The organism is Caballeronia sp. LZ033 (assembly GCF_031451265.1).
In the GTDB taxonomy this organism is placed as follows: Bacteria; Pseudomonadota; Gammaproteobacteria; order Burkholderiales; family Burkholderiaceae; genus Caballeronia.
Window position 1 is genome coordinate 147,344 of record NZ_JARUXQ010000002.1, and the last position, 20,305, is coordinate 167,648.

Below are 20,305 nucleotides of genomic sequence, written 5' to 3' on the forward strand. Positions count from 1 at the left end.
AGATCAATTTCAGCTGCATACGTGGCGCAGGGTTTCGTCCCAGTCATGGGCGAAGCGTGCGATATGGAATCGTTCCAACGCAGTGCGGCGCGCGCCTTCGCCGAGACGTCGCGCTTCGGCGGGGTCGCGCAGCAGGCGTTGCATGGCATCGATGAGCGCAAGCGGATTCGTATCGACAAAACCGTTCTCGCCATTGCGAATGACGGCTGCGAGTTCGGTCGTGGCCAGCCCGATGATCGGCATGCCGATGGTCATCGCCTCGACGATCGCCAGTCCCAGGCTGGTCCAGCGGATCGGGTTGAAGAAGAAGCGATAGCGCGCGACGAACGCGGCGAGCTCCATGTTGCCAATCTCGCCGATGCCGCCCGCAGACTGCGCGTCCATGCCGACGAGATCGAGCGGCACGCGCTCGGCCGCATGCGCGAAAACATCGTTGCCGAGCCGCCTGCCGCGCTGCCGCAGGTGATTGATGACGGCGATGCCGCGCTCTAGTTCGCCGCTGTAGCGCACGCCTTCCGGCACGACCACGCCGTGCTCGATAACGCGCGTCTGCGTTTCGCCGTTGTCCCACATGAGCCGGTTGAAGTGCGTGACGTGCACGAGCAGCGTGTCGCGATCCTGGACCCAGTGCTTCTGTTCGAAAGCATTTTCCTGCGGCGGATCGTGTTCGATATACACGCGTGGCAAGCGCCGCTGCGCATCGCTCAACAGGTTGATGCGGTCGTCGTCCCACTGCTGCTTGTGCTGGAACAGGACGACGTCGAAGGACTGCGACTGCACTTCGCTGGCCGGAATCTCATGCACGTTTGCGCCGAACGGCAGCGCGCCCGCCGTGCCCGCATATCCGGGTGGATAACCGGGGCGCGTGACGAGGTAAAAGTCGTGCGGCGTCTGGCTCAGGTAGTAGAGATAGTTGCCATGCACGTGCCATGTCAGCACGCGCAAGCGCCGGGAGCTAGTCATGGGCATGGATCAGCGTCTCCTTGCGGAAGGTCGTTTCGAGTTGCGCGCGGGCGGCATCGAGCACGGCGGGCACGCCGATGTTGGTCGCGCATTCGTGTTCATAAGGGCACACGCGGAACGCGCACGGACGGCATGCGGGCCAGTCGGCCAGCACGCGATGCCGGGCGTGATCGGTGGGCGCCCAGCGGTGCGTGTCGCTGCCTGACGCGATCACCACGCTCGGCGTGCGCATCGCGGCTGCGACGTGAGACAGCCCGGTGTCGTTGCACACGATCAGCCGCGCCCGGCCGACGAGCGCCGCCAGTCCGCCGAGCGAGGTCGCACCGGCGAGATCGATGGCATTCGGTCCTCCGTTCTGCGTCACATGCGCGGTGAGCGCGGCTTCGCCCGGGCTGCCTGTGACGGCGATACGCCATCCCGTGCGAGCAAGCTCACGCGCGACCTCGCCGAAGCGTTCGACGGGCCAGCGCCGCGACGGCAGTTGCGCGCCCGGATGCACCAGCACGAGGCGGTTGCAATCGATCGCACAGGCTTCGATGAGCGCGGCGCATTCGCGTTCGTCTTCCACCGTGAGCGGAATCTCGAGCGACAGATCGCTTGCATCGATACCGAGGCGTTGCAGCAGCGCCGCATAGCGCGCCGATTCGGGCAGCTCGTCGGGCCATGGCATGAACACGCCTGCGCGCATGCCTTCGTCGGGCTTGAGGAAACCTGCGTTCAGCCGTGCACCGAAGCCTTTGACGATATCGTTCGCCACGCCGCCGCTGCCGTGCAGCTGAATCGCCAGATCGAAGCGGCGCTCGCGCATGGCCTGCTGGAAGGCGGGCAGATGTGCGTCGGTTTCTTCCTGTTCCGGAAAGCCCACCGCGCCTGGAAACACGATCAGTTCATTCAGCAGATGCGCGTATCGGTCGACGAAGCTGCTGGCCCATGGCAAGCCGATCAACGCGATGTGCGCGTGCGGATGAGCGCGCCGCAGCGCTCGCAGCGCGGGCACGGCGCACAGCATGTCGCCGAGTTGCAGCGCGCGAAAAATGACGATGCGTTGTACCGGTCCGGCATTCATAGGAACAGCACCTTGAAGCGGAGCGCGCCGCGGATGCGCCAGTAGATCGACAGAGTCGGGATGATGGCCGAAGTCCACAGCATCTCCGCGATATGCGCGGGCGTGTGGGCGGTGCGCTTGAGCCGCTGCGCGCCGAACCCTAGCGTCAGTGCGGCCCAGACGAGCAGTGCCGTGACCGCCACACGAGGCGCACCGGCAATGAACGATAGCAGCGCGGTCGCCAGCGCCGCGAGCATCGCGTAATACAGCAGCGGCGGGCCGCGTCGAATGCGCGCGCGAAAGAGGTCTGGATACTTCTTGAACAACAGGGCGTCGAACTGGCTCTTCTTCTGTTGGGAGATGCATACGCCCCAGCGCGCGGGACGCACCGGATGCAGCACGATCGCATCTTCCGCGCGCGCGATCGTCAGTCCCGCCTGCATCAGCGCGAACTGCAGATCCGAATCCTCGCGCCACGCGGCGGTATAGCGTGCATCGAAACCGCCGGTGCGCTCCAGCGCGGCACGGGTCGCGAAGGCGTTGGCCGTGGCGAACTCGGCCGTGGCGAGTCCGGCTGCATCGCATTCGTAGTCGGTCGGACGCGGTCCCAGCGGCACGACGATACGGCCGGAGACCGCGTCCGCGCCGGCGTCGAGTGCGCAGACACCGTTAGCGAGCCAATGCGGATCAGGGATGGTGTCGTCGTCGGTGAAGGCGATGCGCCGTGCAAGCGAAGCATGCCAGCCCGCGTTGCGCGCGCCCGCCGGCCCTTGGGTCGCCGTGACGGGCACGTAGCGGATGCGCAGACCCTGCGGCGCGTGCTCATGCGCCAGACGTTGCACGCAGGCTTGCGTGGCAGCGTCCGGGCCGTCGTCGCACACGATGATCTCGTAACGCGCCGCGTCGTATTGCTGCGCGGCGAGCGCGCGTACGCAGCGTTCGAGCATCGCGGGACGACGGTAGGTCGGCACGACCACCGATACCTCAGGGATGAAGTCCCCACGGTCCGCCGCGTTTGCATCGCCTGCAGCGGCAGTGCCGTCGTGATCGACGAGACCGGTGCAGGTGCTCATGCGCGCAACCCCGGCTTCTCGACCAGGAACGGACCGATCACCAGCGCATCCAGCGGCGAGGTCCAGAACGATTCGAGCGCATCGCGCGGGGAGTTCACCATCGGCTCGCCGCGCGTGTTGAACGACGTGTTGACCAGCACCGGCACGCCCGTGCGCGCCTTGAAGGCCGCGAGCAGGTCGTAATAGAGCGCATGCTGCGAGCGGTTGACGGTCTGCACGCGCGCGGTGCCGTCGATATGCGTCACCGCCGGAATACGGTCCTTCATGTCCTCGCGCACGTCGAAGATGAACAGCATGTAGGGCGCGACGCGCGCATCGACGAACCAGTCGGCGGCGTGTTCTTCCATCACCACGGGCGCAACCGGACGGAAGTCCTCGCGGTCCTTGATCTCGTTCAGGCGCGCCTGCATCGTTGCATCGATGGGCGAGGCCAGGATGGAACGCGCACCGAGCGCACGCGGTCCGAACTCGGTGCGTCCCTGATACCAGCCGATCACGCGGTTTTGCGCAAGCAGGTCGGCGGTTTCCGCAGCGATGTCATCGAGCCTGCGATACGGCGCGCGCGTCCACTTCAGGAGGGTTTCGATGTCATCGTCGGCGAAGGATGGGCCGAGATACGCATGATTCATGCGCCACTTGCGGCCGGGTTCGCCCGCGATGCTCCGCTCGCGCCAGTCGGTCCACAACGCGGCGCCCAGCGCCGTACCGGCGTCGCCCGCCGCGGGCTGCACCCATACATCGGCAAACGGGCCGCGATCGCGCAGCCGCGCATTCATCACGCAATTGAGCGCGACGCCGCCGGCCATCGCCAGATGGGACAGGCCGGTTTTCGCGTGCAGCCACTTCGCAAGTTCGAGTGCGGTTTCCTCCAGCACGACCTGCAACGAGTGCGCGACGTCGTAGTGATGCTGCGTGAGCGGACCACCGCGTTCGCGCGCCGGACCGAAACGTTCGACGAGACGCGGCGCATCCACCGTATAGCTTCCGTCGTTCCGATACCTGACGATCTCGCGGAACTGATCCGCATGCACGGGCTTGCCGAACGATGCCAGCGCCATCACCTTGTACTCGTCGGAGGAGTGCAGGAAGCCCAGATAGTCCGTCACCGCTTCATACAGGAGCCCCAGCGAGTGAGGCAGCTCCACCTGCTTCAGCCGGCGATATTCGCCATCGACGAACTGCCCGAGACTCGTCGTCACGCCTTCGCCGCGGCCGTCCATCGTGAGCACGGCGCAGTCATCGAAGGGCGCGGCGAGGAATGCGCTCGCTTCATGGCAGAGGTGATGATCCACGTTGTGCCAGGTGTAACGCGGCACACGCCCGCCACTGGCGAAGCGCTTGCGCAGATGATGCGGCGCGCCGTCGCGCAACTGTCCCTGCGCATTGACGATGTAGCTCAGGAACAGCGGGTCCCACGGCGAGTCGGACGGATTGGACAGCGGTTGTTCCGAAGGCATCATCGGCAGCGTGATGCTGGCCTTCGCATCCTTGGGCATGCCCGAGAACAGATGCGGATCGTATGAATAGGTGACGTGATCCACATCGGCCAGTTCGATGCCCGCTTCCTTCAGGCAATAGTCGATGGCATCGAAGGGAAGCTGCCACGTCGAGAACGGCACGGGCCGCTTGGCATGCTTCACATGCGTGAAGCGTTCGTCTTCGGCAGCGGCGATGACCACGCCATCCTTGATGAGCGCGGCCGCGCTGTCGTGATAAACGGCGTTGATACCCAGTGTGTACATGACTAGAAAACCTGTGTGGTCGTGTTGATGGGTGGGAGTTCGGTTTCGAGCAGGGCCAGCGCGGCATCGACGACGTCCTGCACCGGCACGCCCAGCAGGCAGGCGTGATGGCCTTCAGGACACACGCTGCGGTAGCACCAGCGGCACGGCACGTCGTGATAGAGCACGCGGTGCGGCGTCTGCCAGGGCATGTGCTGCGGATTGGTGAGCGCGTAGAGATCCACGACCGGCGTGCCGAGCGCCGAAGCGAGATGCACCGGGCCGCTGTTGTTCGATATCAGCACGCGCGCACGGCGGATGAGCGCGCCCAGTTCGCCGAGCGACACCGTGCCCGAGAGGTCGATGGCGTGCGGACTGGCGCCGCAAGCTTCGCGACAGAGCGTGCTTTCGCTTGCCGATCCGGTGACGAACACCGGCACGTTCAACTGCTCGCCGAGACACGCGATCACTTGCGCAAAGCGCTCGACGGGATAACGGCGCGACTCCGCCGTGGCGCCGGGATGCACGACGATGAAAGGCGCATCTATATCCACGTCGCGTGCTAGCAGCTTCTGCGCGAGCGAAGCGACATCGGCGGGCTGCTCGTTGAAACGCATGCGGGTATCGTCCGCGCGTGCGCCCACCTGCGCGACCAGCGCAAGCTGCCGTTCCACTTCATGACGCGTGCCGAGTTGCGGCTCGCTTTCCGCGACCCAGTCGGTCAACAGGCCATAGGGGTTCTCACGGCAATGCGCGAGCCGCAACGGAATGCCAGCGAGATGACATAGCATGGCCGCCGGCAGCGGGTTCTGGCTATAGACGCTGAAGATCACGGCCGCATCGAAACGCGCTTCGTCGAGACGCGCGCGCATGGCCAGGTCAGCGAGCGGGTCGATGGGCGCATCCTGCTTGACCCAGGGCGCGTCGTATTCGATCACATCGTCGATGGCATCGATGAACGGCGCCGCCGCCTTGCCCGAACGCGAAGCGAGCAAGGTCAGATGGCGGCCCGGCTGCGCGTTGCGCAACGCATGCAGCGCGGGCGTGGTCATCAGGACGTCGCCGAGATTGTCCAGCCGGATGCAGAGAATGCGCTTCACGTCCGCGCCCCATTCGCGCGGAGCGTTCGCCGCGCTCTTGCGGGCGTGCGCTGCGATGACCGGCGTCATGGACACCGGCTGTTCCGTGTCGCGCTTCATGCGGGGCACTCCGCGTTCACGATCGCGAGCGCGGCTTCATGCATGTCACGCACCACGATGTCGGGTTCACGCCCTTCACCGCGCAGCCATTCAGTTTCGTTGCCGTTGTCGATCAGCACACAGCGGCAGCCCGCGCGATGTCCAGCTTCCACATCATCGAGTATGTCGCCGATGAACCAGCTGCGCGCCAGATCGATGCGATGCTCGCGTGCGGCCCGCATGATGAGGCCGGGCGCGGGCTTGCGGCAGTCGCACTGCATCGCATATTCGGGTACGACGCCTTGCGGATGATGCGGACACCAGTAGATGCCTTCGAACGCAGCACCCGCTTCGGCAGCAAGCGTCCGCAGGCGAGCTTCCATTGGATCGAGCGCTTCGCGGCTGAACTTGCCGAGCGCCACGCCGCTCTGGTTGCTGATGATGAACAGCGGCAGGTCGAGCGACGTGAACAGGCGCAGTGCGTCGAACGCGCCGGGCGTAAGCCGCATCCGTTCCGGATCCACGTTCCACGGTACGTCGTGTAGCAGCGTGCCGTCCTTATCGATGAAGACGGCGGGTCTTGCGGGCGGCATCATCGGGCGGCCCTGCTCATCTGGAGCGCCGTGGCGGTCTGCGTATCTTCGCCGCTGACGCGTGCATAGACCCGCGCAAGCGCCTGCGCCACGCTCGACCACGTGAACATGGCATGGGCGCGTGCCAGGCCGGCATCGCCCATCCTGCGGGCCAGGGCCGGGTTGCGTTTCAAGGTGACCAGTGCTTCTGCGAGCGCGTCCGGATGCCTCGGCGGCACCAGCAAGCCGGTCTCTCCATGCGCGACGGAATAGCGGATACCGCCCACGTCCGCGCCGATCACCGGCGTGCCGCACGCCATGGCTTCCAGCGGCGTGATGCCGAAGGGCTCGTACCAGGGCGTCGTCACGAAGACATCGGCGGCGTTATAAAAGTGCTTCAGCTCGCCGCGTCCATGACGGCCCACGAAGTGCACATGCGCTTCAACCCCGCATTCCCGCGCGATGCCGCGCAGCCTGCCGATCTCCGGCGTGGCGCCCTCGTTGGGTTCGTCGGAGTTGCCGCCTGCTATATAGAGCTCGGCCGCTTCGCCGTGCGTGGCGTGGCAGGCGCCCATTGCGCGCACCACGTTGTCGATGCCCTTGCGCGGCACCATCCGTCCCAGTTGCAACACGATGAAGCGATCCTGTGGCCAGCCCAACCGTGTGCGTGCCTGCGCCTTGTCGAGCGGATGAAACTCGGTGCGGTCGAAGCCGCACGGCACGAGATCAATGCGTGCGGGATCGGCGTCATAGAGATGCATCAGATCGTTCTCATCCTGCGGACATTCGGCGATGACGGAATCGGAACGGCTGACCAGTTCGTCTTCGATGGCGAAGCGCGCATCGGGAAAGCCGTCCGATTCGCCTTGATGCAGCCGCCGCACACGCCCGAGTGCATGGAAGGTGGTGACCAGCGGCACGCCGAGCGCATCCTTGATGCGCAAGCCGACCAGACCCGACATGAAGAAATTCGCATGCACGACGGAATAGGGCTGTCGTTCTTGCTTCATGAACTCGATCATGAAGTTCGCGAAGGCGTCCATGTGCGGTAGAAGCTGCTCCTTGGGCAACTGCACCGGCGGCCCCGCCGGAACGTTTATCACGCGGATGTTTTCGAAACGCGAGACAAGCGGCAACAACGAACGATCGCAACGTGTGAATACATCGACATCATGACCGAGGCGCACAAGTTGCCGCGCGACGTTGGCGACATAGATGTTCTGACCGCCGCTATCGACTCCACCTGCCACCGCCAGTGGCGAAGCATGTTCACTGATCAACGCGATCTTCACGGATGTCCCCTTTTCACAAGATCCCTCTCCGCATGGGCGCGGTGCGTCGTCGCGTGGATCAGTCGATAGCTTTCAGCATTCGCTATGCCACTCGTTGCGAACGTACGGAGGACTATGAAACGATCTGCGGTTCGCATGGAGACGAACCGAATATCGTTGGGTGCGTTGCGCAGCGAACGCGCTTTCAAGAATCGCGTGTAAAACGGAATGCGTGGCGGGATGAGGTTTCAACCACTTGGCGCAGGTCATCGTCGCGGACGATGCGGCGCATTTCCTGGACTCGTGAAGGGATGACGCGGCGTCTTGCGGCGGCCCACGCGATGCCGCGAAGAAGTTCAGGCAGCCCGCGGATTAACGATGCTTCCGCGCGCAAGGTGCGAAACGCATCGCGGGTCGTCATGATCGCTTCGCGCCACGGCAGGCGCATCCATGCGACCCAGGCTGCGTTGCGCGCCAGGAGCTTGCGCCGCTGGGCGCTGTCGCGAAGCGGTGACGGATGGTGGTGGAGCACAAGTTCGTCTGCATAGACGATCTCATGACCAGCGCTCAGAACATCGAGTGATACCAGCGTTTCTTCTCCGCCGATGAACAGTCTCGGCTCGTATCCGCCCGTCTGCCGGAATACGCTGGTGCGGAACACGCAAGCGCCCGCCATGAAGCCGATCAGCGCAGGCCCCGGCAAGCCATCGTGCGCCAAGGGGCTGACGCGCATGCGTTCGCAGGTTTCGTCGGTCGCGCCTGGCTCGCCTACTACCACGCGCGCATTCAGCACGCCGACGCGCGGGGCCGCATCAAGTATGTCGATGGCACGTGAGAGCGATCCGGCGTGCCACCAGGTGTCGTCATCGCAGAAGGCAACGTACTCGGTCTGCACGCGTGCTACGCCGAGATTGCGTCCCGCCGCGCCGAGGTTGCCCGGCGCGACGATGAGTTCGACATCCGGAAAATCGGCCTCGATGCGTTCAGCGGTGCCATCAGAGGAAGCGTTATCGACCGCTACGAGGTGGATGCGATCAGGCAGCGCGGTAAGTCTTGCGAGCGTGTCGAGCACCTGATCGGCACGGTTGTAGGTCAGCACGACCACGGTGAGACGTGTGCCCACGGAATCGGCAAGCATTGCGGGTTCACGCATCGCGATGCTTCGTTCGCAAGGTCCAGAAGCGTTCGGGTGCGAGCACGTCGTCATAACCGTGCGGACCGAACGCTCTCAACTGGCTCGCATAACATTGGACTGCGCGCTGCTTCCCTTCCAGATAGCCAGGCAGGCCCGCTACGTCGATGGTTTCGAGCCAGGGCGTGGCTTCCATTCCGTCGCTTTGAAGAGCCGCCAGACGTTGCTGCACGAGCCCGTCCATGCGCCGGTACAGGCCATCTTCATACGCGATGCAGCGCTGCGACGCATCGGCCATGCAGGCGGCGAGCGCGGCACGGTGCACGAGATCATGGTCGGAGTGGAACAGGCCTGCGGGGATCAGGACGGCGTCATGGCGACCCGCGTGGATCACGTCGGCAAGCGCGTCAGCGATCGCTTGCATCGTTTGCGCTCCGTCCTCCGCGTATTGCGAATCGAGGAACGAGAGATGCCTGGCGCGTGCGCCGAGTATCTCCAGCGCCGCAATGTCTTCGGCGCGACGTGCTTCCATGGCCTGGTGAGCATCGCTGAAACCGCACTCCGTGTCCCAGCCGGTCACCATCGGCATCTCGGGCGTTCCGGCGAACACCGTGCAGACCAACGCATCGGTTTCCGCAGCGAGCAGGGCGCCGCAACTGAAAACGGCGTCGTCGAGATGCGGGGAGATGACCAGCAGGCGTCGGGGAGGCTTCTGCATCATCGAGTGTCGGTCGTTCAGGTCATTCGCCAGGCGCAATGGCTGTGCCTTGGCGCGCGGCTCAGTGTGTCGAGCCGCCTCCCACCGCTTCGCGCATCGTCCTGACATCGCGCGTCGTGACCGGCGGCGCGTTATTGCCCCAAGTCGAGCGCACGAAGGTCAGCACGCGGGCTATCTCCGTGTCGGTGAGCTGGTCAGCGAACGCGGGCATCTTCTTCGGTTCAGGACCATGGACGGTGGACGGCGCGCGTCCGCCCTGCAGCACGAGCCGCACGAGCGAATCCGGCTTCTGCGACAGCACCGCCGGATTGCCGGCCAGGCGGGGATACTTGAGCGGAACGCCCATGCCGTCGGCCTGATGGCAGCGCGCGCAGGTACCCTGATAGAGTCCCGCGCCGGGTCGCTCCTGCTCGCCGGTGTGCAGCGCTGCGACGCTCTGGCGGGCTTCGCGCGAATGAGCATCGTAGGTGCCCCCTTCGCCGTGAGCAGGCAGGCTCTTCAGATACGAGGCGATGGCGTCGAGATCCTGATCGTCGAGATACTGCGTGCTGTCCTCGACAACCTGCACCATGGCGCCGAAGGTGGCCAGTCCCGCGCCATGGCCGGTCTTGAGAAAGGCGGCGAGGTCCGCCGCCGAGATGCGGCCCAGTCCCGCGCCCGGCAAGCCGGTCAGGTTCGGCGCATGCCAGTGATCGTTGGTGCCGCCTGTGAGATAGGCGGGCGACCCGTCCGTGTAGCCGAGTTCGTCATAGGCCGGGCCACGCGGCGTATGACACGCGCCGCAATGGCCGAGCGATTGCACCAGATAGGCGCCCCGGTTCCATTGTGCGTCGCGCTTCGGATCGGCAACGAAGGGTTTGCCCGGCGCGAAGGCGAAGTTCCAGAAGGTCAGGGCCCAGCGTTGGTTGAACGGGAACGGCAGTTTTGTTTCGGGCGCGGCCTGCGCTACCGGTTCGACGCCATGCATGAAGTAGGCGTAGAGCGCATGCAAGTCGTCGTCGCTGATCTTCGAGAACGATGGATAGGGCATCGCCGGGTACAGATGCCTGCCGCCCGGCGCCACGCCTTCGCGCAACGCGCGCGCGAAATCCTCATAGCGATAGCCCCCGATCCCATGCACCGGATCGGGCGTGATGTTGCTGGACCAGATGGTGCCGAAGGGCGAACCCATCGGCAGCCCGCCCGCGAACGGATGCGGCTGAGGCTTGCCCGGCACCGGGGCGGCGGTGTGGCAACCGGCGCAATCGGCGGCGCGGGCAAGATAGTCGCCACGCGCGACGAGCCCCGGCGACGTGTCCGGCGTCTGAGCATGGACCCATGGTGCACACGCGAACAACGTCAGGCATATGGATAGAAGGCGGCGGATCATGAGTTCACCTTCCTCCGCAGGGCGAGACGAGCAGCCACGCGAGATCGGTGGCGATCAGCGCGAACACGAACAGCGCACTCGCCAGCGCGCCCGCACGCGCAATGAAGGCATCGCGCGCGGCATGCCGGTCGATCGAGCCCTGCTGTTTGAGCTCGGATGCAAGCTGCCCCGTGCGCCGCCAGTTGCGCCATGCGATGACGCCGCCCGCGCCGCCGATCACCAGTGCGCCCAGCGCCGTCATCGCGAGTCCCTGTTCGAGCCACGGCAGCGCGGGCGCATGCACGGGCCGTTGATGCGGAAAGCAGCCCCACGCGGACAAGGTCTGGCCCAGCGTCGTCTGCGTCATCCACGCGAACGGCGCGAGCAGCAGACCGAAAGTCAGCGAGAGGCCACCGGGGCGCGCAGGATGTTGACCGGATGTCATCGCGCCAGCACATAGGGCGACAGATAAAGCGTCGCGAAGATGAAGAGCCACACGACATCGACGAAATGCCAGTACAGCCCGCCGATACTCAGCGCCGCCGATCTCGCCCTGTCGAAGTAACCGAGCGCGGTCCACAGCAGCAGGAAGGCGAGCACGATCAGCCCCACCAGCACGTGCATCATGTGAAAGCCGGTGATCGTGAAATACAGCGAGCCGTACAGATGCGTCGTCAGGCCATAGGGATGATCGGCCCATTCCTTCATCTGGATTGCGACGAACGCCGCGCCCAGCGCAATCGCGATGACGAGCATCAGCACGCCCATGCCGCGCCGTCCCTTGCGCACGAAGCGCTCGCTGGCCCATACAAAGACGCTGCTGCTCAGAAGAATGCCGGTGTTCACAATGCCGAGCCCGAGTTTCGGCATGCCTTCGGGTGGCCAGCGTTCGGTGGTCTGAGAGGCGAGATAGAGATACGAGAAGATCAGATAGCCGAACAGCGCGGCTTCGGTCGCGACCAGCGTGAGACATCCCCACCAGCCGCCCGAGCGCTGCCCCGGACTGCCGACGGGCAGGTTCGCGCGTTCCGGCAAGGCTTCCGCGAGTTCGCTCATGATGCGGCCTCCGCGTGAGGCACGTCGTCGCGCTGACCGAGTTCGCGTTGCGGCCACAGCCATGCGACGATCGCCGCGCCGCATCCGAGCAGCGAGAGGCCCGCGAACCACCACGCCTGCAAAGCGAGCCCCGTGAAAAACAGCAACGAGGCCACGCCCAGCCAGAACGGCGCATAGGAGTCTTCGGGCATCTTGAGGATGACGTCGGGGTCGCCGTCGAGCACGGTAGTGCCCAGCGCCTCGCGTCCCTGATTCAGCACATAGCCCTGCGCAAGCTGCGATTGCGCGCGGCCTGAAATGCGCGCTTCCCATAGCGGATGACGGCTCGCAATGCGCGGCGCGACGGCGAAGTTATACGGCGGCGGCGGGGACGACGTGGACCATTCGAGCGTCGGCGCGTCCCACGGATTGTCTCCGGCAACCGGCCCGCGCCGCAGGCTGTAGAGGAGGTCCCACATGAACACGAGCACGCCGGCGGCGAACAGGAACGCGCCTATCGACGTGATCATGTTGACGGTGTTCCAGCCCATGTCGGGCGCATACGTGTAGATGCGGCGCGGCATGCCGAGCAGACCGGCGATATGCATCGGAAAGAACGCGACGTTGAAGCCTGCAAACAGGATCCAGAACCCGATGCGTCCGATGCGTTCGCTCATCATGCGTCCGGTGAACTTCGGAAACCAGAAGTAGATGCCGCCGATGACCGGAAATACGTTGATGCCCAGCAAGACGTAATGCAGGTGTGCGACGACGAAATACGTGTCGGTGAGTTGCCAGTCGAGCGGCACGGCGGCGGTGAGCACGCCCGACAGTCCGCCGATCACGAACAGGAACACGAAGCCCGCGAAGTACAGGAACGGCACGCGGAACACTGGCCTGCCGGTCCAGATGGTCGCGATCCATGCGAAAGTGGCGACCGCGCTCGGAATCGCGATCACCATGCTGGCCGCGCCGAAGAACGACAGCGCGAGTGCCGGAATGCCGGTCGCGAACATATGGTGGATCCAGACGACGAAGCCAACGACCATCGTAGCCACCGTCGAGAGCGCGACGGGCAGATAGCCCACCAGCGGCCGACGGCAGAACACGGGCAGTGCATCGGAGACGATGCCCATGGCGGGCAGCACGACCGCGTAGACCCACGGGTGCGCGAAGATCCAGAACAGATGCTGCCAGAGCAGGGCGCGCCCGCCGTTCACCACGTCGAAGAAATGCGTGCCGATGCGCCGGTCCAGCCACAGCAGGAAGAACGCGAGACTCACCGAGGGCACCGCGAGCAGATTGCCGCCCGATGCGGTGAGCGTGCCCCACACGAGCACCGGCACGCGGTCAATGGACATGCCCGGCGCGCGCATGCGCAGGAACGTGACGACGAAGTTCATCGAGCCGACCGTCGTCGAGATGCCGAGCAGGACCATGCCGAGCGCATAGACGTCGATGTTGGGACCGGTGTTGTAGGTCAGTCCCGCGAGCGGCGCATAGTTGAACCAGCCTGCATTGGGCGCTTCGCCGAACGGAAAGCTCGCATAGAGGAACAACCCGGCAAACAGGAAGATCCAGTAGGACAGCGCGTTGAGACGCGGAAACGCCATGTCGCGAGCGCCGAGGATCAGCGGCCACAGATAGTTGGAGAAGCCGGACAGCACGGGCAGCGCGTAGAGAAAGATCATCGTGACGCCGTGCATCGTGAAGAGCTGGTTGTATTGCTCGGGTGTCAGGAGCGTCGCGTCGGGCCGCGCGAGTTGCACGCGCATTACGAGCGCCTCCACGCCGCCTGCCAGCAGGAACGCGAATGCCGTGATGAGGTAACGCAGGCCGATGCTTTTGTGATCGACCGTCGAGAAGAAGCCGCGCCAGCCGGGCGGCGTCTCCCACAGCGCGCGCAAGGCGCGTTCGTCGGCGCTGCCGGGCTCGACGCGGCCTGTCTTGAGCGAGCGCCGCAATGGCGGAGGAGAGGTGGCGGGTTCGGTCATTGCAGTGTGCGAAGGTAGGCGGACAGCGCGGCGGCATCCGCCGGGCTGAGCGCAATCGAGGGCATCAGCGAATCCGGCTTGATGCGCTGCGCATGCTGGATCCAGTCGAGCTGGTTCTCTGCCGTGTTCGGCAGCAAGCCGGCCGCGATCAGCCTGCGGGAGTTCAGATGCGTGAGATCGGGCGCCTGCTTGCCGTTCGCATCGGACCCGCGGATGGCGTGACAGCCCGCGCATTTGTCGTCGAACAGCCTGGCTCCGGCGCTCAGGTTCGTGGCCGCGTCGTGCGGCAGGGCCTGCCTTGCGTACCAGGCGTCGAATTGCGCGCGCGGCTCGGCGATCACCTCGAACGCCATGTGCGCATGTTGTGCCCCGCAGAATTGCGAACATTGCCCGCGATAGATCCCCGGCTTGTCGGCCTGTATCCATTGCTCGTTGACGACGCCCGGTATCGTCTGGGTCTTGCCTGCAAGACGCGGCACCCAGAACGCGTGGATGACGTCCGCGCTGCGCAATTCGATCTTCACCGGCTCGCCGACAGGAATATGAATCTCGTTGGCCGTGGTCACTGCCGGGTCGCCGGCATAGTCGATCTTCCACCACCAGTCATAGGCGGTGACGGAGAGCGTCAGCGCGGGCGGTCTGTGCGGCGATGCCACCGATTCGAGCGTGACCAGTACATAGGCGAGGGCCGCGAACAGCGCGACCGACGACACACCCGTGCCGATCCATACCCAATGCAGCCCGCCGCCTTCCCCTTGCACGTGGCGCGCATCGTGTTCGGTGGGCGGCGGACGCCTGCGCAGGATGCCGCCGATCAACAGCACGCTGACGATCACCGCCACGACGACGGCCAATGCAGCGAGCGCCCAGCCGAGTCGCATGGTGGGTGCGGCGGCGGGGCCATCGGCGTGCAGGAAGTAGTTCAGCGGTGCATCGGCATGGGCGCTTGTTTGGCGGGCGAGCACAAGGAGCGCTGCCGACGCGGCGCGAGTGTTGCGAATCAGCCGCCCGGCACGATGGGTCGTGTGGTGCGTGGCAGGCATTCGCAGCCGTCTCCCGACATGAGTGAACGTGGTGAACTCACTGACGCCGAGTCCGCTGTTTGTCCACCTTCAGCAATCCGTGATCCCAACGATTTGCTTACCGTCGCGCGGGGCCTTTCCGCACCGAATCGGGTTGAACTTCTCTGATGTATGGCGTTCCCACGCGACGGACCGCCAGCGTCCGTTTGTTCAGTCGAATAGGCGTCCGTCAGGCGCTTCCCTGCATCGCCATCACGAGGATCCCGCCTTTACTCATGCGCATGACATCTCTGCTTTCTACGGTTCTTCTCATTCCAAAACAAACTCGTCGCCTGCCATCGTTATCGGTTGCATGCGTGACCGCCGTCACCGTCGCGCTGAGCGCATGCGGTGGCGGTGGCGGCGGAAACAACGACGGTAATCAGACGGCGTCCGCTACCCCTGCATCGTCTCCTACTCCCGCCTCATCGCCCGCGGCCACCACCTCCAGCGCCCCCGCAGCCGTCATCGCACCGGCCGGCAGCATCTTCTACGGCATGAACGGCCACGTGAACGCCGCCGACGCCTACGCCACCTCCAGCCCGCAACAGCAGCTTGCGCAACTGAAGGATCTCAACGTCTCGATGTATCGCAACGATGTCTCCAGCCAGGCCGACGCGGTGAAGCTGGCAAGCGTCGCGCAGATGATGCTGCCCTCCGGCGTGACGGTCTATCCGGTGCTGCTGCAAGTGGTGAAGGACTTCACCGACGAGGACACCGCCTATCAGAAGTCGTACACGCTGGCGCAGCAGATTGTCGGCGTGCAGAAGTATGCGTACTACGAGGTAACGAACGAACTGGCGCCGCAATGTCTCGTCGGCTGGGTGGACGGCGTGCACACCACCGACTACGACAACCAGTGCTTCCAGATCGCGCGCGGCATCATTCGCGGGATGATTGCCGGCATCAAGTCGGTGGATCCGGCGGGGAAGATCATCATCGGCGGCAATACGTGGATGCACTATGGCTTCGACCAGATGCTCGCCAGCGGCACGCAACCGGACGGCACCGGCGGACATCCCGTCGTGACGTGGGACATCACCGCATGGCACTGGTATTCGGAACAGGGCGACATGCGTCATGCATGCGGCGGCTCCGGTTGCCATGACGTGATCGGCACGCTCAAGTCGTTCGGCAAGCCGATATGGATCAACGAAGTGGGCATCCGTCCGGACTTTCCCGGCACGCAGGATCAGGCGGCAGCCTTCCTGAGCAGCGACATGCTCGGCACGCTGCTTTCCATCGCGCCGCAATACGATATCGAGTCGTTGCAGATGTACGAGCTTTACGACGACCCGCCGACCGGTCAGGGCCCCTACGGCGTCATGCTGAACGACGGCACGACGCAGAAGCCGGAGTATGCAGCGTTCAAGAACTTCATCGCCGCGCATCCCCTATGAAGCCGGGCAGGCCCGCGGCCTTCGGGCTGCGGGCTGATGCAAGTGCCGGTTGGAGCAGGGCATCGAACTCCGCGTCGTTCGCGGGGAAGGGCAACTGCGCATGAAAGAAGTCTGCCCAGCGAAAGTCCGCGAGCGGGACATCGGTCTTGTCATAGCCGCCCGCGTCGCGCACGAAGGCGGCGAGGCTGCGGAATTCGTCGTTCTGTGCATCGGCCAGCCGGTGCGGCATGTCCTCGAACGCGACTCGGCGGCGCGCGGCATCGTAGGGATAAGTCCATGAGCGGTTGTCGAGCGTCAGCCAGAACTCGGCAGATGACAGGGACGAGAAATCACGGAGCAGCACGAACGGCACGCGCGTTACACCGATGCGCAGCAACGCGCCCGCGACATGATGATGGTCGATCACGTACGGCGCTTCATCGGGACCGAGCACGATGGCGACAGGCTTCTCTGCGATCGCCATCTTCAGGTCGCGCGCATGCAGCGCCCGATAAGCCTCGGCTTTCTGCCTGATCTGTCGTTCGCCGTGCGTCATCTGCGTGGGCCGCAGACGGTCGATGTCGAGCGTGTTCATCGCGTGCTCTCCCTTCGATCAAAGCTCCCCGCGCGCCGCCAGCGCCTCGATGCGGTCCGCCGTGCGCAGCGCGACGGCCTGAATCGTCAGGGACGGATTCACGCCGCCGACGGTCGGAAACACCGAGCCGTCGCAGATCCACAGGTTTTTTATATCCCAGCTGCGGCAGTCGGCATCGACGACGCTCGTCGCGGGATCATCGCCCATGCGCGCGGTGCCGTTCAGATGACAGGTATCGTCATCCTGCCGCCAGACCTCGCGTGCGCCCGCGGCTTCGAGCGCGGTGCTCATGGTGCCGAGCGCATGCGCGACCATGCGCCTGTCGTTGTCGCAGAGCGAATAGGTGACGCGCGCAACCGGCAGGCCGTACTGGTCGCGTTGATCGGCGAGCGTCACGCGGTTGCGCTCCTGCGGCATCGTTTCGCCGACGATCTTCAGCCCCGCCTGATGGTTGTACTTGCGCATTTCGTCGACCAGCGCCTGGCCCCACAGCCCGCGCCCGTTCTGCACCGAGGCCCATGCCACCGGCAGCGGCCCCTGGCTCATGTAGCAATAGCCGCCGAAGAAGTCCTTGCCCTTGTCTTCGTAATTCCAGTGCTCCGTCATCGAGAGCGAAGGCGGGCCCTTGTACCAGCGCACTTCCTCCTCCATCGTGCCCCACGCGGCCTGGTTCAACTGCACCATCAGATTCTTGCCGACCAGGCCCGAGCTGTTGGCAAGGCCCTCGGGATGACGGTCGGTGGCGGACATCAGCAACAGGCGCGGCGTTTCGATCGCATAGCCCGCGACCACGACGTTGCGCGCCCTCTGGAAGCGCCAGCGACCCTCGCGGAAATACTCGACGCCTTTAGCGCGGCCATCGTCGCCCATGACGATGCGGCCGACCATCGCAAGATCGCGGATCTCGGCGCCCGCCTGCACGGCGCGCGGTATCCACGTGACGAGCGCGCTCTGCTTCGCGTTGGTTGCGCAGCCCGACACGCAGAAGCCGCGATACACGCATGGATGGGCATCGCCGCGCGGCGCGGAGAGCGTGGCGAGCGGTGTGGGCGTCCAGTCCATGCCGAGCGCCTCACAGCCCCGCGCAAGCACGAGCGCGGCCGCATTCAGTTCGTGCGGTCGATACGGATAGCGCGGCCGCTTCGGTCCCCATGGATACGTGACCGGACCCGCGACCTTCAGCGCCTGCTCGACCTCCGCGTAATAGCGCCACATGTCGCGCCAGTCGAGCGGCCAGTCCGCGCCATAGCCGAGCAGCGACCGCGCCTTGAACCACTCCGGCCGAAAGCGCAGCGACACCATCGCGAAGTGCACGGTGCTGCCGCCCACCGCGCGGCCGCTGTTGTTGTTGCCGAGGCGAAGCGGATCCTCTCCGTCGCAGATGCGTTCGTCGGTCCAGAAGAGCTTCGACTGATGCGTCTCGTCCGAGGCGAACTCTTCGAGCGGACGCCACCACGCGCCCGCGTCGAAGGCCACCACACTGAAACCTTTCTCGGCGAGACGGCAGGCCAGCGTGCCGCCGCCTGCCCCCGTCCCGACAATCGCGAAGTCCACTTCCTCGCTTTCATCGTATTCGCGCATCGGCAGCCATGCGCCTTGATGGAAGACATCGGGCGCGCGGCCATGCTTGCCGCGCGGGATCTGTTGCGGATCATCGGACACGGCGATTCTCCTTCAGCGCACGCGCTTCCGCGCCGGGCTTCGCTTCGGCGGCTTCCCAGGGATCGCGGCGGTCGAACACCATGCGCACATAGCCGCGTGGATTCGCCGGGCCACCGAAGCCGATCTCGCTCCATGCGCGCGGATGCGAGTAGTACGCGCCGCAGATGTCATGCAGCACGCGCATCGCGAAGAACAGGGCGGGCGGCATGCCGCGCCACGCGTCGCTGTGCAGGGCGCCGTGCTGCATGTCAAGCAGCAGCGCGTGCTGGCCGGTTGCGTCGATGCTCGCGAACGGCAGTTCATGGCGCGCGCGGCTTTCCGCGTCGAGCGCGGCGAGACCGATGCGCCACGCGTCGCGCAGCATCGGCAGACGGGCATCGCGATAGCCATCGCCGACGTCCCTGACGAGCTTCGCATCGATCAGCGCGGGCAGCGGCGCGGGTTCGCGTTCATGATCCTGCGGCACGATGCGCGCGCACAGCGCCGTCAGCGCGCGCCATTCAACGGCGTCGAGGAAGCGCGGCTCCTTGGGCGTTGCGAGCCGTTCGTCGATCACGCCGCGCGTGACCTCGTCCCATGACGGCGTTTCGCGCTTGTCCGTCACGTCATAACCGGGATAGCGGGGCAGGTTCATCGCTCGGTCTCCCGCAAACGCTGCGCAGCGAGGCCCGCGAGCGCGAGCGCGGAAAAGCTCGGCGGCGCGGGCAGCGGTGGACCGTTGAACAGGTTCTGGCTCCAGTTGCGCCAGCCGCCCTGATTGCGGGCGATACCGCGCGCATGGAAGCCCACGCCGATGACACCGAGCGCCGCCGTCATGCGCAGCCAGAGCCGCGTGAACCAGCGCGGACGCGGCGCGGCGAGCGCGGTGTGCAGCAGCAGCGCGGAGGCAAGCGGCGGAATGGTGACGGGCGCATACATGGCGGGGTTCTGGAACGCGCCGCGAAAATGCAGCAACGCGACTTCGCCCACTGTGCCGATCAGTCCCGCACTCGTCAGCAGCGCCAGCGCCTGCCCGGCGGGCAGGCCGAAGAGTCGCGGCTCGTGTTGCGGTTCGTCGCGCAGGCGCTCCGCTGCCGCGCCGAGCGCGCCCGACAGCAGCAGCGCCATCGGCGCGCCGATGGGCGCGGCATAGAAGAGGTTATGCCAGCTCCACTGGCCGGGACGCTTCGTGATGTTGTACAGATGAAAGCCCGTGCCCGCGACGCCCGCGAGCGCTGCGCCCAGATACACCGAATCGCGCACCGGGTGCCGCTGCGGCTCGTGATCGCGTCCGCCATGCACACCCGCGAGCAGCGACAGCGCGGAGACCACGAGCGGCGTGACCATCGCGGGGTTGTCATAGGAGCCGCGGTAATGTTCCATCGCGCTGTCCGCCAGCACGGAGAGCGCGAGCAGCGCCGAGCTGCGATTGAAACTGCGCGCCGTGTCGATATGGGTCTGCACGGGCGCCGCGCGCCGGTTCGACCTCATGCCGATGAAAGCGGCGCCCGCCGCGGCGAGTCCGGCCGCCACTGCCAGATTGCCTGCCGTGAATTGCTTCATGCCGTGCCCCGTGTGC

General features: G+C 65.5%; 19 protein-coding genes. 1 reads left to right on the plus strand and 18 read right to left on the minus strand.

The window, feature by feature from the left end; genetic code table 11:
- Positions 1 to 9 precede the first annotated feature (9 nt).
- From QCE62_RS16245 to coxB, 14 genes are all read right to left on the minus strand, one after another.
- Positions 10 to 969 (minus strand): glycosyltransferase family 4 protein, encoded by a 960-nt coding sequence (locus QCE62_RS16245; protein ID WP_309920304.1) that lies wholly within the window; start codon positions 967 to 969, stop codon positions 10 to 12.
- A complete protein-coding gene (locus QCE62_RS16250) occupies positions 956 to 2,029 on the minus strand; it encodes a glycosyltransferase family 9 protein (protein WP_309920306.1) in 1,074 nt (357 codons plus the stop codon). Before QCE62_RS16250 ends, QCE62_RS16245 begins: the two co-directional genes overlap by 14 nt.
- Positions 2,026 to 3,081, minus strand: a complete 1,056-nt coding sequence (locus QCE62_RS16255) for a glycosyltransferase family A protein (protein WP_309920309.1) — start codon at positions 3,079 to 3,081, stop codon at positions 2,026 to 2,028. The genes QCE62_RS16250 and QCE62_RS16255 overlap by 4 nt, the downstream gene beginning before the upstream one ends.
- The gene (locus tag QCE62_RS16260; protein WP_309920312.1) at positions 3,078 to 4,823 is read right to left on the minus strand and encodes a carbamoyltransferase C-terminal domain-containing protein; all 1,746 of its coding nucleotides are present in this window, start codon (positions 4,821 to 4,823) and stop codon (positions 3,078 to 3,080) included. The genes QCE62_RS16255 and QCE62_RS16260 overlap by 4 nt, the downstream gene beginning before the upstream one ends.
- A 2-nt stretch (positions 4,824 to 4,825) precedes the next feature.
- Complete coding sequence (locus QCE62_RS16265; protein WP_409017862.1) at positions 4,826 to 6,001, minus strand: glycosyltransferase family 9 protein; 1,176 nt, start codon at positions 5,999 to 6,001, stop codon at positions 4,826 to 4,828.
- On the minus strand, positions 5,998 to 6,576 hold the full coding sequence (locus QCE62_RS16270) for an HAD family hydrolase (RefSeq protein ID WP_309920315.1): 579 nt from the start codon (positions 6,574 to 6,576) through the stop codon (positions 5,998 to 6,000). Before QCE62_RS16270 ends, QCE62_RS16265 begins: the two co-directional genes overlap by 4 nt.
- The gene (locus QCE62_RS16275; RefSeq protein WP_309920318.1) at positions 6,573 to 7,844 is read right to left on the minus strand and encodes a glycosyltransferase family 1 protein; all 1,272 of its coding nucleotides are present in this window, start codon (positions 7,842 to 7,844) and stop codon (positions 6,573 to 6,575) included. The genes QCE62_RS16270 and QCE62_RS16275 overlap by 4 nt, the downstream gene beginning before the upstream one ends.
- A gap of 184 nt (positions 7,845 to 8,028) precedes the next feature.
- Positions 8,029 to 8,976, minus strand: a complete 948-nt coding sequence (locus QCE62_RS16280) for a glycosyltransferase (protein ID WP_309920321.1) — start codon at positions 8,974 to 8,976, stop codon at positions 8,029 to 8,031.
- A complete protein-coding gene (locus QCE62_RS16285) occupies positions 8,969 to 9,676 on the minus strand; it encodes a PIG-L family deacetylase (RefSeq protein ID WP_309920323.1) in 708 nt (235 codons plus the stop codon). The genes QCE62_RS16280 and QCE62_RS16285 overlap by 8 nt, the downstream gene beginning before the upstream one ends.
- Positions 9,677 to 9,734: 58 nt before the next feature.
- The gene (locus QCE62_RS16290; protein WP_309920326.1) at positions 9,735 to 11,042 is read right to left on the minus strand and encodes a cytochrome c; all 1,308 of its coding nucleotides are present in this window, start codon (positions 11,040 to 11,042) and stop codon (positions 9,735 to 9,737) included.
- 4 nt (positions 11,043 to 11,046) lie between these two features.
- Complete coding sequence (locus QCE62_RS16295; RefSeq protein ID WP_309920329.1) at positions 11,047 to 11,466, minus strand: hypothetical protein; 420 nt, start codon at positions 11,464 to 11,466, stop codon at positions 11,047 to 11,049.
- Positions 11,463 to 12,077, minus strand: coding sequence for a cytochrome c oxidase subunit 3 (locus tag QCE62_RS16300; RefSeq protein ID WP_309920331.1), 615 nt, complete (start codon positions 12,075 to 12,077; stop codon positions 11,463 to 11,465). The genes QCE62_RS16295 and QCE62_RS16300 overlap by 4 nt, the downstream gene beginning before the upstream one ends.
- Positions 12,074 to 14,050: a cytochrome c oxidase subunit I gene (gene ctaD, locus QCE62_RS16305; protein WP_309920334.1), complete on the minus strand. Its 1,977-nt coding sequence runs from the start codon at positions 14,048 to 14,050 to the stop codon at positions 12,074 to 12,076. The genes QCE62_RS16300 and ctaD overlap by 4 nt, the downstream gene beginning before the upstream one ends.
- Entirely contained in the window at positions 14,047 to 15,093 is a 1,047-nt protein-coding gene (coxB, locus tag QCE62_RS16310; protein WP_309920337.1) for a cytochrome c oxidase subunit II, read from the minus strand. Before coxB ends, ctaD begins: the two co-directional genes overlap by 4 nt.
- A gap of 335 nt (positions 15,094 to 15,428) precedes the next feature.
- Here coxB and QCE62_RS16315 point away from each other — a divergent pair, with 335 nt between their 5' ends.
- The gene (locus tag QCE62_RS16315) at positions 15,429 to 16,511 is read left to right on the plus strand and encodes a lipopolysaccharide biosynthesis protein (RefSeq protein WP_309920340.1); all 1,083 of its coding nucleotides are present in this window, start codon (positions 15,429 to 15,431) and stop codon (positions 16,509 to 16,511) included.
- Here QCE62_RS16315 and QCE62_RS16320 read toward each other — a convergent pair.
- Genes QCE62_RS16320 through QCE62_RS16335 form a run of 4 tightly spaced genes read right to left on the minus strand, consistent with a single transcriptional unit; the run spans position 16,489 to position 20,289 of the window.
- Positions 16,489 to 17,085 (minus strand): ParB/Srx family N-terminal domain-containing protein, encoded by a 597-nt coding sequence (locus QCE62_RS16320; protein ID WP_309920343.1) that lies wholly within the window; start codon positions 17,083 to 17,085, stop codon positions 16,489 to 16,491. The genes QCE62_RS16315 and QCE62_RS16320 overlap by 23 nt on opposite strands.
- Positions 17,086 to 17,103: 18 nt before the next feature.
- Positions 17,104 to 18,747 (minus strand): GMC family oxidoreductase, encoded by a 1,644-nt coding sequence (locus tag QCE62_RS16325; protein ID WP_309920347.1) that lies wholly within the window; start codon positions 18,745 to 18,747, stop codon positions 17,104 to 17,106.
- Entirely contained in the window at positions 18,737 to 19,381 is a 645-nt protein-coding gene (locus QCE62_RS16330) for a gluconate 2-dehydrogenase subunit 3 family protein (protein ID WP_309920349.1), read from the minus strand. The genes QCE62_RS16325 and QCE62_RS16330 overlap by 11 nt, the downstream gene beginning before the upstream one ends.
- Positions 19,378 to 20,289 carry a hypothetical protein gene (locus tag QCE62_RS16335; protein ID WP_309920351.1) on the minus strand — a complete coding sequence of 304 codons (912 nt, stop codon included), beginning with the start codon at positions 20,287 to 20,289 and terminating at the stop codon, positions 19,378 to 19,380. The genes QCE62_RS16330 and QCE62_RS16335 overlap by 4 nt, the downstream gene beginning before the upstream one ends.
- Between the last annotated feature and the right edge of the window lie 16 nt (positions 20,290 to 20,305).

Coding starts and splice junctions, on each gene's coding strand:
- QCE62_RS16250 (WP_309920306.1), bottom strand. CDS start 2,029: ATGAATGCCGGACCGGTACAACGCATCGTCATTTTTCGCGCGCTGCAA.
- coxB (WP_309920337.1), bottom strand. CDS start 15,093: ATGCCTGCCACGCACCACACGACCCATCGTGCCGGGCGGCTGATTCGC.
- QCE62_RS16270 (WP_309920315.1), bottom strand. CDS start 6,576: ATGATGCCGCCCGCAAGACCCGCCGTCTTCATCGATAAGGACGGCACG.
- QCE62_RS16265 (WP_409017862.1), bottom strand. CDS start 6,001: ATGAAGCGCGACACGGAACAGCCGGTGTCCATGACGCCGGTCATCGCA.
- QCE62_RS16290 (WP_309920326.1), bottom strand. CDS start 11,042: ATGATCCGCCGCCTTCTATCCATATGCCTGACGTTGTTCGCGTGTGCA.
- QCE62_RS16280 (WP_309920321.1), bottom strand. CDS start 8,976: ATGCGTGAACCCGCAATGCTTGCCGATTCCGTGGGCACACGTCTCACC.
- QCE62_RS16335 (WP_309920351.1), bottom strand. CDS start 20,289: ATGAAGCAATTCACGGCAGGCAATCTGGCAGTGGCGGCCGGACTCGCC.
- QCE62_RS16320 (WP_309920343.1), bottom strand. CDS start 17,085: ATGAACACGCTCGACATCGACCGTCTGCGGCCCACGCAGATGACGCAC.
- QCE62_RS16260 (WP_309920312.1), bottom strand. CDS start 4,823: ATGTACACACTGGGTATCAACGCCGTTTATCACGACAGCGCGGCCGCG.
- QCE62_RS16295 (WP_309920329.1), bottom strand. CDS start 11,466: ATGACATCCGGTCAACATCCTGCGCGCCCCGGTGGCCTCTCGCTGACT.
- QCE62_RS16255 (WP_309920309.1), bottom strand. CDS start 3,081: ATGAGCACCTGCACCGGTCTCGTCGATCACGACGGCACTGCCGCTGCA.
- ctaD (WP_309920334.1), bottom strand. CDS start 14,050: ATGACCGAACCCGCCACCTCTCCTCCGCCATTGCGGCGCTCGCTCAAG.
- QCE62_RS16285 (WP_309920323.1), bottom strand. CDS start 9,676: ATGATGCAGAAGCCTCCCCGACGCCTGCTGGTCATCTCCCCGCATCTC.
- QCE62_RS16245 (WP_309920304.1), bottom strand. CDS start 969: ATGCCCATGACTAGCTCCCGGCGCTTGCGCGTGCTGACATGGCACGTG.
- QCE62_RS16330 (WP_309920349.1), bottom strand. CDS start 19,381: ATGAACCTGCCCCGCTATCCCGGTTATGACGTGACGGACAAGCGCGAA.
- QCE62_RS16300 (WP_309920331.1), bottom strand. CDS start 12,077: ATGAGCGAACTCGCGGAAGCCTTGCCGGAACGCGCGAACCTGCCCGTC.